The 13,688-nt window shown below is 70.8% G+C and carries 16 protein-coding genes; 9 read left to right on the plus strand and 7 right to left on the minus strand.

Features of this window, described 5'->3' with window-relative positions; all coding sequences use genetic code 11:
* Window positions 1-4: 4 nt before the first annotated feature.
* From WAB15_RS28085 to WAB15_RS28095, 3 genes are read right to left on the minus strand one after another with little or no spacing between them, the layout of a single operon-like run.
* Window positions 5-799, minus strand: a complete 795-nt coding sequence (locus WAB15_RS28085) for an AIM24 family protein (RefSeq protein WP_407287932.1) — start codon at window positions 797-799, stop codon at window positions 5-7.
* Window positions 796-1,446: an AIM24 family protein gene (locus WAB15_RS28090; protein WP_407287933.1), complete on the minus strand. Its 651-nt coding sequence runs from the start codon at window positions 1,444-1,446 to the stop codon at window positions 796-798. The genes WAB15_RS28085 and WAB15_RS28090 overlap by 4 nt, the downstream gene beginning before the upstream one ends.
* On the minus strand, window positions 1,446-2,084 hold the full coding sequence (locus tag WAB15_RS28095; RefSeq protein WP_399149603.1) for an AIM24 family protein: 639 nt from the start codon (window positions 2,082-2,084) through the stop codon (window positions 1,446-1,448). Before WAB15_RS28095 ends, WAB15_RS28090 begins: the two co-directional genes overlap by 1 nt.
* Window positions 2,085-2,336: 252 nt before the next feature.
* Between WAB15_RS28095 and WAB15_RS28100 the strand changes: the two genes are divergently transcribed.
* Together WAB15_RS28100 and WAB15_RS28105 are read left to right on the plus strand one after the other, a co-directional pair.
* Window positions 2,337-2,687: a DUF3817 domain-containing protein gene (locus tag WAB15_RS28100; protein WP_399149604.1), complete on the plus strand. Its 351-nt coding sequence runs from the start codon at window positions 2,337-2,339 to the stop codon at window positions 2,685-2,687.
* Window positions 2,684-2,980, plus strand: a complete 297-nt coding sequence (locus WAB15_RS28105; protein ID WP_407287934.1) for an MTH1187 family thiamine-binding protein — start codon at window positions 2,684-2,686, stop codon at window positions 2,978-2,980. Before WAB15_RS28100 ends, WAB15_RS28105 begins: the two co-directional genes overlap by 4 nt.
* A gap of 432 nt (window positions 2,981-3,412) precedes the next feature.
* On the opposite strand, the gene WAB15_RS28110 is transcribed toward WAB15_RS28105, so the two are convergent.
* Window positions 3,413-4,396, minus strand: coding sequence for a DUF5937 family protein (locus WAB15_RS28110; RefSeq protein ID WP_407287935.1), 984 nt, complete (start codon window positions 4,394-4,396; stop codon window positions 3,413-3,415).
* Between the two features lie 78 nt (window positions 4,397-4,474).
* Between WAB15_RS28110 and WAB15_RS28115 the strand changes: the two genes are divergently transcribed.
* The 4 genes from WAB15_RS28115 (at window position 4,475) to WAB15_RS28130 (ending at window position 8,614) form a co-directional block, all read left to right on the plus strand.
* Window positions 4,475-5,800, plus strand: coding sequence for an MFS transporter (locus WAB15_RS28115; RefSeq protein ID WP_407287936.1), 1,326 nt, complete (start codon window positions 4,475-4,477; stop codon window positions 5,798-5,800).
* A 43-nt stretch (window positions 5,801-5,843) separates the two neighbouring features.
* Window positions 5,844-6,353, plus strand: a complete 510-nt coding sequence (locus WAB15_RS28120; RefSeq protein ID WP_399151124.1) for a MarR family winged helix-turn-helix transcriptional regulator — start codon at window positions 5,844-5,846, stop codon at window positions 6,351-6,353.
* A gap of 64 nt (window positions 6,354-6,417) precedes the next feature.
* The gene (locus WAB15_RS28125; protein ID WP_399151125.1) at window positions 6,418-6,750 is read left to right on the plus strand and encodes a DUF3817 domain-containing protein; all 333 of its coding nucleotides are present in this window, start codon (window positions 6,418-6,420) and stop codon (window positions 6,748-6,750) included.
* Between the two features lie 163 nt (window positions 6,751-6,913).
* Window positions 6,914-8,614: a methylmalonyl-CoA mutase gene (locus WAB15_RS28130; protein WP_399151126.1), complete on the plus strand. Its 1,701-nt coding sequence runs from the start codon at window positions 6,914-6,916 to the stop codon at window positions 8,612-8,614.
* Window positions 8,615-8,689: 75 nt separating this feature from the next.
* On the opposite strand, the gene WAB15_RS28135 is transcribed toward WAB15_RS28130, so the two are convergent.
* A complete protein-coding gene (locus WAB15_RS28135; RefSeq protein ID WP_407287937.1) occupies window positions 8,690-9,208 on the minus strand; it encodes a hypothetical protein in 519 nt (172 codons plus the stop codon).
* Window positions 9,209-9,496: 288 nt separating this feature from the next.
* Between WAB15_RS28135 and WAB15_RS28140 the strand changes: the two genes are divergently transcribed.
* The 3 genes from WAB15_RS28140 to WAB15_RS28150 all read left to right on the plus strand — a co-directional run bounded on the left by WAB15_RS28140 (window position 9,497) and on the right by WAB15_RS28150 (window position 11,486).
* Window positions 9,497-9,835 (plus strand): hypothetical protein, encoded by a 339-nt coding sequence (locus tag WAB15_RS28140; RefSeq protein WP_399151128.1) that lies wholly within the window; start codon window positions 9,497-9,499, stop codon window positions 9,833-9,835.
* Between the two features lie 95 nt (window positions 9,836-9,930).
* Window positions 9,931-11,085: a hypothetical protein gene (locus WAB15_RS28145; RefSeq protein WP_407287938.1), complete on the plus strand. Its 1,155-nt coding sequence runs from the start codon at window positions 9,931-9,933 to the stop codon at window positions 11,083-11,085.
* A gap of 41 nt (window positions 11,086-11,126) precedes the next feature.
* On the plus strand, window positions 11,127-11,486 hold the full coding sequence (locus tag WAB15_RS28150; protein WP_407287939.1) for a hypothetical protein: 360 nt from the start codon (window positions 11,127-11,129) through the stop codon (window positions 11,484-11,486).
* 30 nt (window positions 11,487-11,516) lie between these two features.
* Here the strand turns inward: WAB15_RS28150 and WAB15_RS28155 are convergent, their stop codons facing one another.
* A complete protein-coding gene (locus WAB15_RS28155) occupies window positions 11,517-12,920 on the minus strand; it encodes a sensor histidine kinase (RefSeq protein WP_407287940.1) in 1,404 nt (467 codons plus the stop codon).
* Complete coding sequence (locus WAB15_RS28160; protein ID WP_407287941.1) at window positions 12,917-13,645, minus strand: response regulator transcription factor; 729 nt, start codon at window positions 13,643-13,645, stop codon at window positions 12,917-12,919. The genes WAB15_RS28155 and WAB15_RS28160 overlap by 4 nt, the downstream gene beginning before the upstream one ends.
* Window positions 13,646-13,688: the final 43 nt, after the last annotated feature.

Raw genomic sequence — 13,688 nt, forward strand, 5'->3', positions numbered from 1 at the left:
CCGCTCACAGCCCGAAGCGGCGTTGGAGGCTCCCGAGGTTCCCGGGTAGTTGGGGCAGTTGTGAGCCACTTTGTGGGGGGTGTCCGCCGCCGTGGGAGCCCTGCCCGCCGCCGCCCGGAACACCCGCCTCCGCGGGGACCTCGCCGGTCGCCAGCTCCGGCATCAGCTGCTCCGTCGACTGCAGCAGGACCGTGCCGGCGCCGACGAACTCGAACTGGTGCTCCTCGCCCGACGCCCCGCCGATGCCGGTGTGCGCCCGCAGCCCGCCCAGGAATCCCCGCAGGTACTGGTGGTCGTAGTGGTGGCAGGGGGAGGGGCAGTCCGCCCAGCCGACGAGCGCCTGCGGGTCCACCCGGAGCGGTGGCTCCATGAACACCACCGGGCCGTTGGAGGCGGCCACGAACTTGCCCGTGCCGATGAGGGTGAGGAAGCCCGGGATGATCGACTGCTTCAGCGACAGAGATGGCTGAAACGCGAGCAAGTTGCCCGAGCGAATAGTGAGGTTGCCCTCATCCAGATCGAAGGAATTCACGTCGAACGAACGGTCCGCGAGCAGCATCTTTCCCTGCCCCTCGGCGACGACCCAGTCCGCGGCGTGCAGTGGCGAATGAAAACTTCCGGCGATGAGCCGGTCCAGCCGGCCGTGCCCGATGCCGTGGAAGTCGATCTGCCCGTAGTAGGCGATCATCTTCCCCTTCTGCAGGAACCACTGGCCGTTCAGATCGACGCTGAAGGCGTACGGATTGACGTTGTCGTCGGTGGGGAGCGAGTAGACGTCGTGGACGACGGGACCGGTCACAGCTTCTCCTCCGACGCCTGGACGTAGACGGTGCCCTGGCCCGACAGCTCCAGTTGGAAGGCCTCGCCCGAGCCGCGGCCGACCATGTCGCGCCAGCCGAGCGCCGTGGACAGCTTGTTGCGGACGTCGCCGCGGTGGGCGACGTAGGCCTGCGGGTCGACATGGACCGGGTGCTGGGGCGTGATCGGCAGCTCGATGACACCGCCGTGCGCCATCACCGCGGCCGAGCCGACGCCCTTGAGGGTGGTGGTGAACAGGCCCTGGCCGGTGACCTGGCCGCGCACCATGCCCATCACCCCGCCCTGCGAGCCCATGAACATCGTGCCCTGCTGGAGCGAGCCGTCGAAGGCCAGCAGCCGGTCGGCCTCGACGTACAGCGTCTCGCCGGTCAGGTCGACGACCTGGACGTGGTGGCCGCCGTGCCCGAACATGATCGTGCCGCTGCCCTCCACCGTCATCAGGGGCGTGGCCTCACCGGCGATCCGGCGGCCGATCATCGATCCGACGCCGCCCTGGCCGCCCTGGATGTTCGGGGTGAAGCTGACCTCGCCGCGGTAGGCGAGCATCGCCCCGCGCTGGCTGAACATCCGCTGGCCCGGACCGATCCTGGCCTCCACCATGCGGGAGTTGAGCGCCGTGAACGGCATCAGACCTCACCGCCCACGGTGTTGCGCTCGCTGGGCTGCACGTACACCAGGCCCTCACCCTCGAAGCGGATCTGGAAGGCCTCGCCGGAGCCCTCCCCTATGAAGCTGCGGAAATTCACCCCGGACTGGAAGTGCTGCTTGAGCTCGCCGGTGTGCGCGACATACGCGCCCGGGTCGACCTGGAGCGGATACTGCTTGGTGACCCGCAGCACCACCGCCGGGCCGTGGGACGTGAGCGCCGCCTGGCCGCTGCCCTCGACCGTCGTGGTGAACAGGCCGTGGCCCTGCGAGGCGCCGCGCAGGCCCGTGAACGTCGTGCCCGTATGCAGCGAGGCCTCCGTGCAGAGCAGGTTGCTGGCCTCCACGTACAGCTTCTCGCCCCGCAGCTGCACCAGGCTGATCTCGCTCGCGCGATCGGCGAAGTAGCACGTGCCGTGGCCCTTCACCTCCATCACGGCCATCTGCTCACCCGTCAGCCGCCGGGTGACCATGCCGCGCAGGCCCTCGCCGCCGCCGGTCATCTTCTTGAACGACATCTGGCCGTCGTACGCGACCATCGCACCGTTTTTCGCCTTGACGGCGTCGCCCGTCATATCGACGGCGAGCACCTTGCTCCCCTGGAGCCGAAACTGAGCCACGCGTCAGACGGTAGTCGGCCCGGGCCGTGCAGGGCAGGTCCCATGCCCCTGACACCGCCCTGAGATCTCCCGGACCCCGTGACCCGGGGTGCAGCGACGGCCCCGCGCGCGGTGATCACCGGGGCGGCTGTAACAATGGGACGCGCTTGTGAACCCTTGCACAAGCATGCGCCCGCCCGTCGCTCGACCTCCACCCCCCCAGAAGACGGCACTGCGCGCCGACCGCCCATCTGCCACCCGAACGAGGTTGTTGTGGACATCAAGACCGCCGCCGCCCTGCACCGCCTGCGCCTGGCCTCCATCCCGGAGGCGATCTCCTTCCCGGCGCTGCTGATCTTCGGCACCGGCTTCCGTCTGACCTTCGACTACGACGCCCTGGTGATGCCGCTCGGCCTGATCCACGGCCTGCTCTTCATCACGTACGTGGTGCTGCTGCTGGACGTGTGGAACCGCACCAAGTGGCCCTTCAAGCGGGTCGCGTTCTTCTTCCTGTTGGCGATCGTGCCGTTCGGCGGCCTCTACGGCGACCGGGTCCTTCGGCGCGAGGAGGAGGCCGGCGTGATCGCCGCCCGGGCCCGCAAGGAAGGCGTCGTCAACGCATGATCGTCGCCTTCTCCGTGAGCCCGCTGGGCGTCGGCGAGGACGTCGGCGAGTACGTCGCCGACGCGGTCAGGGTCGTCCGCGATTCGGGTCTGCCCCACCGTACGGACGCGATGTTCACCTCCGTCGAGGGCGAGTGGGACGAGGTCATGGACGTCGTCAAGCGAGCGGTCGCGGCCGTCGAGGCGCGCTGCGGACGCGTCTCCCTGGTCCTCAAGGCCGACATCCGGCCGGGCGTGACGGACGGCCTGACGTCGAAGGTGGCGACGGTGGAGCGGTATCTCTCCGAGGGGTAGGCGATCCGCTGCGCTTGGCCCGTCTCCCACGTTGTTGTCTGCGGCGCCGTGCTGGTTTCTCGCCGTGGCGCCTGCGGCGGGCGGTGCCGCTGCGCGGGGCTGTTCGGCTGCCGGTGACGGGTCGGAGGGGTTGGGTGTCCGGACTGCTGCGCTTTACGTCCGGACACCCAACCCCTCCGACCCGCCCCCTCCCGTTGAGGGTGGGAGAAGAACGGTGGGGGTGGACGTCAGCTTTCGTGTGCCGACAGTCGACGGATCAGGCCCGCCCCCACCGGGCCTTCCCACTCCCACCCACGGGAGGGGACAGACCGTAGGACGGAGTCCGTAGGGCTGTCACCGCACCCGACAAACAAACGCCCGCCGCCAGGCGAAACGGCGAGAAACCACCACGGCGCCGCAGCCGACAACGTGGGATGCGGGCCAAGCGCAGCATCAGCCGCGTGCAAGCGCTATGCCCAGCGGCGTGCGCTCGTACAGCACCTGGTGGCCCCGTCGGCGAGACGTCAGCAGACCCGCGTCGCGTAGTACGGACAGCTGGGCCGAGACCGATGAGGGCGCCAGGCCCAGGCGGTGGGCCAGGGCGGTCGTCGTCGCGGGGACGTCGAGCGCGGCCAGGACCGCGGCGCGGTTCGCGCCCAGCAGGCGGGCCAGTGCCGGCCCCGTCTCCGGTTCGCTCCACAGGCCGCCGATGCCGCGCGCCGGATAGATGACGGTCGGCTGCCACGGCGGGTCGAAGCCGCTGACCACGTCCGGCCATACGAAGACGCTCGGCAGCAGCAGTACGCCGCGGCCCTGGAGGTCCTGCATCTGGACGAAGTCGATCCGGGTGCGGACCGTGAGGGTGTCGCCCGACCAGGACACCAGCGGATGCAGATCGGCGAACAGCCGCTGCAGGCCGCCGCCGGCCAACTGGTGCGACCGGTAGGCGATCTCGGCCTCCAGCAGCGCCCGCAGTCGCGGCCAGTCCGGGGCGAGCAGCGCATGCCAGGCCTGCTCGGTGACCTCGGCCAACTCCTGGATCGCCGCCGCCGGATCAGCGAGCGCGGCACGGCCCCGCGCCGACTCCAGGGCACCCGGCGTACAGGCCAGCGACTTGGCCATCTCGGCGCGGGCGAGTGCCGGATCGGTGGCCCGCAGCCGCGCCAGCTCCTCGTCGAAGGAGGCCATCGGGGTCTCCGGCGGGCGGCCCAGGAAGTCCGGTGTGTAGCCGGGCGGCGGCGACGGCATGAACAGCCACAGCGGCGTCAGGTCCAGCCCCGCCAGTGCCCGGCGCATCCGGCGCAGCCACGGCGTGTGGTAGCCGTGCCGGTCGGCGCGCCGCAGGGTCCGTACGGCCTCGTGCGTCTCGCACAGCGGCGAGACGGCGAAACGGATACGGAGCAGGTCGTCGGCGCCGAAATGCAGATGCAGCGGCATGGCGCCGGCCCCCCTCCCCAGGATTCGGCTGTAGCCGAAAGACTAGGGGGCCCGGCCCGCCCCCGGCAGGCTGACGTCATGTCCGCGACCACGGGGCCCGTACCGCCGGGCCGCACTCCTCCTTGCCCCGTAGACGGTCGGGCCGCCGACGCCGGGCCGGACCGCTCGCCCGGGTACCGCGCCGTCTTCGCCGTCCCCGAGTTCCGCCGGGTCTTCGCCGCGCACCTGCTGTCCTCCCTCGGCGTGGTCGTCTGCGAGATCGCGCTGTCGGTGCTGGTCTTCCGGCTCACCGGTTCGCCGCTGCTGAGCGCCCTGACCTTCGCGCTGGGGCTGCTGCCGTACGTCGTCGGCGGCACGCTGCTGTCGGCCGTCGCCGACCGGTATCCGGCCCGCCGGGTGCTGGTGGGCTGCGATGTGCTGTGCGCACTGGCCGCGGCGGGCATGGTGCCGCCGGGCACGCCGGTCGGGGTGCTGCTCGCGCTGCGCTGCGTGATCGCCGCCATCGCACCGGTCTTCGCCGGTACCCGCGCCGCGACGCTGGGGGAGATCCTCGGCGAGGGCGAACTGTTCGTACTGGGGCGCTCGGTCATCCGCATCGTCAACCAGAGCGCGCAGCTCGCCGGGTTCGGGGCCGGGGGCCTGCTGCTGGCGGTGGCGTCCCCCGGGGCGGTGCTGGCGTTCACCGCCGGGGCCTTCGCCGGCTCGGCGCTGCTGCTGCGGCTGGGGACCCGCGCCCGCCCGCCGCGCGACCGGGACCGGGGCGCCGGTCGCGGGACGCTGCTGGGGGCCTCGCTGGGCGGTCTGCGCCGGCTGCTGGCCGACCGCCGGATCCGGGCGCTGCTGCTGCTGATGTGGCTTCCGCCGGCGTTCGTGGTCGTTCCGGAGGCGCTGCTGATCCCCTACGCCGACCGGCTCGGCGCCGGCCCGGCCGCCGCGGGCCTGCTGATGTGCGGCATGCCCGTCGGCGCGGTGCTCGCCGAGAGCCTGGCCGGCTCGCTCCTCGGCCCCCGGGCGCGCAGCCGGCTCACCTTCCCCATGGGAGTCTTCGCCGTACTGCCCTCGCTCGGCTTCGCGGCGCAGCCCTCGCTGGGGTGGGCGGTGCTGCTGCTGGTGCTGACCGGTACCGGGATCTCGTACAACTTCGGCGTCGACCGCTGGTTCGTCGCCGCGGTCCCCGAGAAGCTGCTGGGGCAGGCGATGACGCTGACGCAGGCGGGGCGGATGACGGTCATGGGCCTGGCGATGGGCGCGGCCGGCCTCGCGGCGGAGTACGCCCCGCTGCGGGTGGTGATGCCGGCGGCGGGGGTGGTCGGCCTGGTGTGCGTACTGGCGGTGATCGCCGAGGTCCGCCGTACGCGGCCCGGTCCCCGAGCGCCCGGCGGTCTTCGGGAGACCGAAAACTGAGACAAGGCTGACCACAATATGACCGCCGGGTAGGGTCGGAAGCGTGTCGAAGCCGCTCAGCCTTGCTTTCGATCCCATCGCGCGTGCCGACGAACTGTGGCAGCAGCGATGGGGTGCCGTGCCGTCGATGGCCGCGATCACCTCGATCATGCGCGCCCATCAGATCCTGCTGTCCGAGGTGGACGCGGTGGTCAAGCCCTACGGGCTGACCTTCGCGCGCTATGAGGCGCTGGTGCTGCTGACCTTCTCCAAGGCCGGTGAGCTGCCGATGTCGAAGATCGGCGAGCGGCTGATGGTGCATCCGACCTCGGTGACCAACACCGTCGACCGGCTGGTGAAGTCCGGTCTGGTCGCCAAGCGGCCCAATCCGAACGACGGGCGCGGAACGCTGGCCTCGATCACGGACAAGGGACGCGAGGTCTGCGACGCGGCGACCCGGGATCTGATGGCGATGGACTTCGGGCTGGGGGCGTACGACGCCGAGGAGTGCGCGGAGATCTTCGCGATGCTGCGGCCGCTGCGGGTCGCGGCGGACGACTTCAAGGACGAGTGAGAGGCGCCCGGGTCACCCAGGGGGCGGTGAAGATCGCCCCGGAACGGGTGGTTACGCTCGGGGCATGAAGCGAAGCGTCCTGACCCGTTACCGGGCGATGGCCTACATCACCGCCGTGATGCTGCTGGTGCTCTGCACGTGCATGATCTTCAAGTACGGCTTCGGGATGGGCAAGGACCTCACCCTCGTCGTCTCGCAGGTCCACGGCGTGCTCTACATCATCTACCTGATCTTCGCCTTCGACCTGGGCTCCAAGGCCAAGTGGCCGTTCGGCAAGCTGCTGTGGGTGCTGATCTCGGGCACGATCCCCACCGCCGCGTTCTTCGTCGAGCGCAAGGTCGTGCGGGAGGTCGAGCCGCTGCTCGCCGGTGACGCTCCGGAGCCGGTCAAGGTCTGACGGCGGCCCGAAACCGCACGCTCTTCACGCGCCCGTCCCCCTTAGCGGACGGGCGTGTTTGCGTTTCCCGGGCGCTCCGCGTCGGTTACGCACAGTGATCCACCCCGACTTGTCACCCTCCTGCCGTCGACAATTACTAGGACGTCCTAGTAAATTCGAAGGTATGGACGCTGACGCGATCGATGAAGGCCGCCGTCGCTGGCAGGCTCGGTACGACGCTGCCCGGAAGCGGGACGCGGACTTCACCACGCTCTCGGGTGATCCCGTCGAGCCGGCGTACGGGCCCCGGCCCGGCGACACGGTCGAGGGGTTCGAGCGGATCGGCTGGCCGGGCGAGTACCCCTTCACACGGGGGCTGTACCCGACGGGCTACCGGGGGCGGACCTGGACGATCCGCCAGTTCGCCGGCTTCGGCAACGCCGAGCAGACCAACGAGCGCTACAAGATGATCCTCAAGGCGGGCGGGGGCGGCCTCTCCGTCGCCTTCGACATGCCGACCCTGATGGGCCGCGACTCCGACGACCCGCGTTCGCTGGGCGAGGTCGGGCACTGCGGCGTCGCCATCGACTCGGCGGCCGACATGGAGGTGCTCTTCAAGGACATCCCGCTGGGCGATGTCACGACCTCCATGACGATCTCCGGGCCGGCCGTGCCCGTCTTCTGCATGTACCTGGTGGCCGCCGAGCGGCAGGGCGTCGACCCCGCCGTCCTCAACGGCACGCTGCAGACGGACATCTTCAAGGAGTACATCGCGCAGAAGGAGTGGCTGTTCCAGCCGGAGCCGCATCTGCGGCTGATCGGTGATCTGATGGAGCACTGCGCGCGCGGCATTCCCGCGTACAAGCCGCTGTCGGTGTCCGGCTACCACATCCGCGAGGCCGGAGCCACGGCCGCGCAGGAGCTGGCCTACACCCTGGCGGACGGCTTCGGCTATGTGGAGCTGGGGCTCAGCCGCGGCCTGGACGTCAACACCTTCGCCCCCGGTTTGTCCTTCTTCTTCGACGCGCATGTCGACTTCTTCGAGGAGATCGCCAAGTTCCGGGCGGCCCGTAGGATCTGGGCCCGCTGGATGCGCGATGTCTACGGCGCGACCAGCGAGAAGGCGCAGTGGCTGCGGTTCCACACGCAGACGGCCGGTGTCTCGCTGACCGCTCAGCAGCCGTACAACAACGTGGTGCGGACCGCGGTCGAGGCGCTGGCGGCGGTGCTGGGCGGCACCAACTCGCTGCACACCAACGCCCTGGACGAGACCCTCGCCCTGCCCAGTGAGCAGGCCGCGGAGATCGCGCTGCGCACCCAGCAGGTCCTGATGGAGGAGACCGGCGTCGCCAACGTCGCCGACCCGCTGGGCGGTTCGTGGTTCGTCGAGCAGCTGACGGACCGCATCGAGGCGGACGCGGAGAAGATCTTCGAGCAGATAAGGGAACGCGGTGCGCGGACGGTGCCGGACGGGCAGCACCCGATCGGGCCGATGACCTCCGGCATTCTGCGGGGGATCGAGGACGGCTGGTTCACCGGCGAGATCGCCGAGTCGGCCTTCCGCTATCAGCAGGCGCTGGAGAAGGGCGACAAGCGGGTCGTCGGCGTCAACTGCCACCACGGTTCGGTCACCGGCGATCTGGAGATCCTCCGGGTCAGCCACGAGGTCGAACGGGAGCAGGTGCGGGTCCTCGCCGAGCGCAAGGCGGCCCGTGACGACGCCCGGGTCGAGACCGCGCTGAAGGCGATGCTCTCCGCGGCGCGGGACGGCGGCAACATGATCGAGCCGATGCTGGAGGCGGTACGGGCCGAGGCGACGCTGGGCGAGATCTGCGGGGTCCTGCGGGACGAGTGGGGCATCTACACCGAGCCGGCGGGGTTCTGACGCGCCCTCACCGTGTGCGACGCCCCGGGGGTACCGCCCCGGGGCGTCGCCCATGCGGGGCGCCGGCAGGCCCGCTCAGCCGAGTCCGGGCAGCACGTGGCCCAGGACCGTGCTGACGACGAACATGCCGACGAGGATCACCGTCGTACTGCTGAGCACGATGGTGCGGGTGCGCGTACCCCTGGTCGCCTGCCAGGTCTCCCGGAACCGGCGGACGGTCACGCCGTCCGAGCCGAATCCGGTGAGCCGGACGAAGAGCGCCACGGGGATGTAGAGCAGGACTCCGAAGGCGCACAGGAAGTTCGCCGAGACCTCCGCGCCGTCGGCGAGGAGGTACCCCGACGTCAGGAGCCCGAGAACGCCGGCGTCGTTGTGCTGGACCGACAGGCGGGTGCCCGCGTCGTAGTCCTTGTTGAAGATGTCCAGGGACGCCCTGTCGTCGACGGTGCTCCCGCCGTCCGCGCGGAAGACTCCGGCGCATTCGAATTCACTCGTCGGTCTATTCGAATGCCTGGTGGCGGATTCCTTCGTGCACTCCCTGACCGTGAATGTTCCGTGCGTGCCCGTGAGGCCCGCCGCGGTCAGTCCTTTCATGACAAACACGGCGCTCGCCAGCAGAACGACGACGAGGAGCCCCCATCCGATCCATCGCATCCTGAATGAGGTTTTTCCGGACATGCGGCGGGGCGTGGGCATGGCGGATTGTTCCCTTTCCTGGTCGCTGACGAGGGTGAAGTCCGTTTTCGGTGGCGCGTCGGGCGGAGGTGGTGCGTCGAATGTGAAAAGGATCTTCACGGCTCGGTCACTTCCGCCGCGGCGGGCATCGGATACCGTACGCCATGCGATTTATCCGATCCTTACGCCGCAGGTGGAGGGGGACTCATGGCAGGCTCCGGGTACGACGTCGATCCGGCCGTCCTCAAGGCGCAGGGCGGCGTATTCGGTGATATCGGCTCCGAATTCAGTGCGGCCGCAAAGAAGTTGAAGGCGACTCTCAAGGATGCCGAGGAGTGGGGCAGCGACGAGTTCGTCACGATCTTCAATGACTTCTACAAGCCGGTGAGCGAGGGCATCGTCGATTCGATGCCGCATCTCGGTGAGGAAATCTCCAAGATCGGCGAAAAGCTGGCGGCGATGGGCGCGCAGTACACCGCCACCGAGCACGACCAGCAGCAACACCTCGACAAGTACGCGGCGAGCCGTCCCGACATCACGGGCTGACGCGGCATTCGCTCGGCCCGCCCCATCCGTGCCCACCGCACCGACGTTCCAACGATCACGCGCTTCCGGGGGAGTGACTCACCGTGGCCACCATCATGCTTCCGACAGAGGTCGACTGGATCCTCGACCTCCTGGGCTTCCAGTGGCCCAATGTCGACGAAGACAAGATGCGGGAGGCGGCCGAGGCCTGGAGCCACTTCGCCGACGCCTGCCGGCAGGCGGCATCGGACGGCGCCACCGCCGCGAACACCGTGCGCGGCGCCAACTCCGGTGAGGCCGTGGAGGGGTTCAACAACCACTGGAACAAGTTCGCGGGCGACGCCGGGTTCCTCGACGACGCCGCCGACGCCGCCGAGGCGATCGCCATCGTGCTCCAGGTGGTGGCCACGATCGTCATGGTGATGAAGATCGCGGTGATCGTGCAGCTCATCGCGCTGGCGATCGAGCTGGCGATGGCCCAGGCCGCCGCGCCGGTCACGCTGGGCGCCTCCGAGGCCGGGGCGGCCGCGGCCACGGCGACCACCCGGACGATCGTCCGCAAGATCTTCGACGAGGCGAAGACGAAGATCGTGGAGGCCGTCAAGGAGGCCCTCGCGAAGGAGCTGCGGAAGAAGTGGAAGGACATGCTCAAGGACCTGGGCATGGACCTCGCCAAGGACGCGGCCAAGAAGCTCGGGGGGAACCTCGCGTCGCAGGGCATCAAGAACTACTTCGGGGCGCAGGACGGGTTCGACGTCAAGGACGCGGCGAAGGCGGCGGCCAACCCCCTGGTGGAGAAGGCCAAGGACGTCGGCAAGGTCGGTACCGGCGCGTACCACATGGCCGAGGGCGTCGGCGAGATGGCGGAGGGCGACTTCGCCAAGGGCGGTAAGGACTTCCTCAAGGGGCAGCAGGAGACCGCCGACGGCGCCAAGAGCGTCTACGACATCGCCTACAAGAAGAAGGGGGAGACGTCGGCCGAGGGTGACGGTACGGACAGCGGCTCGTCGTCCGACGGCGATTCGGGCTCCGGGGGTTCGTCGGGCTCGTCGTCCGAGGGCGGCTCGGGTTCCGGGGGTTCGTCGGGAGCGTCGTCCGACGGCGGCTCCGGCGGTTCGTCCTCCTCGGGCGGCGGCTCCGACGGGTCGGCGGCCGCCCCGGCGGGCGGGACGAGGTCCCGGCTCGCGGACGGCATTCCCGACACCGAAGCCGCCGACCAGGACGGCGAGAGCGACGGCGAGGCCGCGCGCGTCCGCAACGCCTTCGGCTGACACACCGGCCGGCACCGACGGAGAGGAACACCCCACAACCCATGAGCACCCACAGCGCCTTCACCTCGCCCGGCGACCGCGACTACCCCGTCGAGGAGCGGGACCTCTCCGAGGAGCAGAACGAGCATCTGACGACGTCCCTGCGTGCCGTACGGGACAACCGCTCCGCACCGCCCGCCCTTCAGGACCTCGCGCGCAAGATGCTGGGCGGGCGGCTGGAGATGAAGGACGTCCTCGACGACCCGGCCGGGTACCGGGTCCTCACCGACGGTCTCGCCGGGATGCGGGAGAGCTGGCGGTCGATGTCCCCGCAGGATCGGCAGGCGCTGCGGACGAAGGTCGAGGAGAAGGCCGAGGAGGCGGCGGCCGACGGTGTCGGCGCCGCGTACCGGCCTCGTTGAACGGCCCGGCCGCGCCGGGAAGCCCGTCCGCTACGGCTTCCCGGTCGGCATCCGCAGCCGGAACAGCGCCCCGCCCCCCGGCGCCTGCGCCGCGGTGAGCTCGGCGTCGTGGGCGCGGGCGATCTGGCGGGCCATGGCCAGCCCCAGGCCCGAGCCGGGCAGGGCGCGGGCGGACTCGGCGCGGTAGAAGCGGTCGAAGACATGGGGGAGGTCCTCGGCGGCGATCCCGGGGCCGTGGTCCCTGATGGTCAGCTCCAGCGCGCCCGGTTCGGCGGTGAGCGAGGTGTCCACCGGGCCGCCGGGCGGGGAGAACTTCGCGGCGTTGTCGAGGAGGTTGGACAGCAGCCGGGTCAGGCGGGCGGGCACGCCGGGGACGGCCACCTCGGTGGCGGCCGGTGCGATGTCGGCCGTGAAGGCGACCTCCGGCCAGTGCTCGCGGGCGACGGCCACCGCGTGCTCCAGGAGGGCGGCCGGACGCACCTGCTCGACCAGGGGCTGCGGCTCCTCGTCGCGGGCCAGCTCGATCAGATCGTTGACGAGGGTGGTGACCTCGCGCAGCTGACGGCCCAGGGCGGACGAGGCGCGGTCGCGCTGGGCATCCGTCAAACGGTCGGCGCGGGCGAGGAGTTCGGCGTTGGTGCGCAGCGCGGTCAGCGGGGTGCGCAGCTCGTGGGAGGCGTCGGCGACCAGCCGGCGCTGCGCGGCGACGGACTGCTCCAGCTCACCGAGCATGGTGTTGAAGCTCGCGGCGAGGCGGGTGATCTCGTCCCCGCGGTCGGGCGGGCCGGCCGGGATGTCGATGCGGTGGCGGGCGTCGCGGGTGCTGGCGATGCGCTCCGCGGTGGCGGTGAGGCGGGCGACCGGGGCCAGGCCCGTACGGGAGACCCAGTAGCCGAGGGCGGCGGCGAGCAGGACACCGGCGCTGCCGACCGCCAGCAGTGCCGCGGCGGCCTGCTGTACGCCGCGGTCGACGGTGTCGGAGCGCAGCGCGACCTGGAGTGCCAGGCCCTTGCCGGGGTGGCGGGTGGTGTAGACGCTGACCGGGTGGCCGGCGACGGTGAACTTGCTGTAGTACGCCTCCTGGTGGCCGGACGCGACCGCGCGGGTGTCGTCGGTGACGGGGAGGGCGTAGGGCTGGCGCGGGTCCTTGGCCCGGTCGGCGGGGACGATCTGGATGCAGGGCGAGGCCGGGTAGCGGCAGGTCGTTTCGCCCACCGTCGGCGCCCAGCTGCGGGTCTGCTGGGCGTACTGGGTCGCCACCTGGGCCAGATTCAGCTTGAGCTGACGGGTCATCTGGTAATTGATGATGACGAACGCCGCGGCGCAGACGCCCACGGCCACCAGCGCCACCGCGGCGGTGGCGGCCAGTGCGAGGCGGGTGCGCAGCGGCCGGCGGCGCCGCCAGCGTGCGCCCAGGCCGCGGGTGCCGGTCACCGGTCCTCCGCGTGGTCCAGGCGGTAGCCGATGCCGTGCACGGTGTGGACCAGCCGCGGCTCGCCGCCCGCCTCCAGCTTGCGGCGCAGATAACCGATGTACACGGCCAGGGAGTTGGAGTCCGGCCCGAAGTCGCGGCCCCAGACCCGCTCCAGGATCGTCTCGCGCGGCAGCACCTGGCCCGGGTGCAGCAGCAGCAGTTCCAGCAGCGCCCATTCGGTGCGGCTGAACTCCAGGGGGCGGCCCGCCCGGTGGCCGCTGCGGGTCACCGGGTCGACGACCAGATCGTCGAAGGTGAGCCGGGTGTCCTCGACCGCGCTGAGCGAGGCGCGGCGCAGCAGCGCCCGGACCCGGGCCACCAACTCGTCCAGCGCGAACGGTTTGACGAGGTAGTCGTCGGCGCCCGCGTCGAGCCCGTCGACCCGGTCGCTGACCGAGTCCAGGGCGGTCAGCACGAGGATGGGCGTACGGTCGTCGAGCGCGCGCAGCCGGCGGCAGACGGCCAGGCCGTCCAGGACCGGCATCATCACGTCCAGCACGAGGGCGTCCGGCTGCCAGGCCGCGACCTCCGAGAGGGCGGCCAGGCCGTCGGCGGCGCCGCGTACCGCATAGCCCTCCACGGCGAGGCCGTCCGTCACGGCGGCGCGCACCTCCGGTTCGTCGTCGACGACCAGGATCTTGACGGCCGCGGTGTTCCCGGGCGGCGGGGGCGGGGGCAAAGGCATGGACATAGGCTGCCAAACACCTCTCTTAGAACGTTCTTAGGGC

The organism is Streptomyces sirii (assembly GCF_045690365.1).
GTDB classification, from domain to species: Bacteria; Actinomycetota; Actinomycetes; order Streptomycetales; family Streptomycetaceae; genus Streptomyces; species Streptomyces sirii.

What these genes read in the sequence shown, in the direction of transcription:
- WAB15_RS28150 (WP_407287939.1), top strand. Translation starts at nt 11,127, where the DNA reads ATGAGCACCCACAGCGCCTTCACCTCGCCCGGCGACCGCGACTACCCC.
- WAB15_RS28125 (WP_399151125.1), top strand. Translation starts at nt 6,418, where the DNA reads ATGAAGCGAAGCGTCCTGACCCGTTACCGGGCGATGGCCTACATCACC.
- WAB15_RS28105 (WP_407287934.1), top strand. Translation starts at nt 2,684, where the DNA reads ATGATCGTCGCCTTCTCCGTGAGCCCGCTGGGCGTCGGCGAGGACGTC.
- WAB15_RS28135 (WP_407287937.1), bottom strand. Translation starts at nt 9,208, where the DNA reads ATGAAAGGACTGACCGCGGCGGGCCTCACGGGCACGCACGGAACATTC.
- WAB15_RS28145 (WP_407287938.1), top strand. Translation starts at nt 9,931, where the DNA reads ATGCTTCCGACAGAGGTCGACTGGATCCTCGACCTCCTGGGCTTCCAG.
- WAB15_RS28160 (WP_407287941.1), bottom strand. Translation starts at nt 13,645, where the DNA reads ATGCCTTTGCCCCCGCCCCCGCCGCCCGGGAACACCGCGGCCGTCAAG.
- WAB15_RS28110 (WP_407287935.1), bottom strand. Translation starts at nt 4,396, where the DNA reads ATGCCGCTGCATCTGCATTTCGGCGCCGACGACCTGCTCCGTATCCGT.
- WAB15_RS28090 (WP_407287933.1), bottom strand. Translation starts at nt 1,446, where the DNA reads ATGCCGTTCACGGCGCTCAACTCCCGCATGGTGGAGGCCAGGATCGGT.
- WAB15_RS28140 (WP_399151128.1), top strand. Translation starts at nt 9,497, where the DNA reads ATGGCAGGCTCCGGGTACGACGTCGATCCGGCCGTCCTCAAGGCGCAG.
- WAB15_RS28130 (WP_399151126.1), top strand. Translation starts at nt 6,914, where the DNA reads ATGGACGCTGACGCGATCGATGAAGGCCGCCGTCGCTGGCAGGCTCGG.
- WAB15_RS28115 (WP_407287936.1), top strand. Translation starts at nt 4,475, where the DNA reads ATGTCCGCGACCACGGGGCCCGTACCGCCGGGCCGCACTCCTCCTTGC.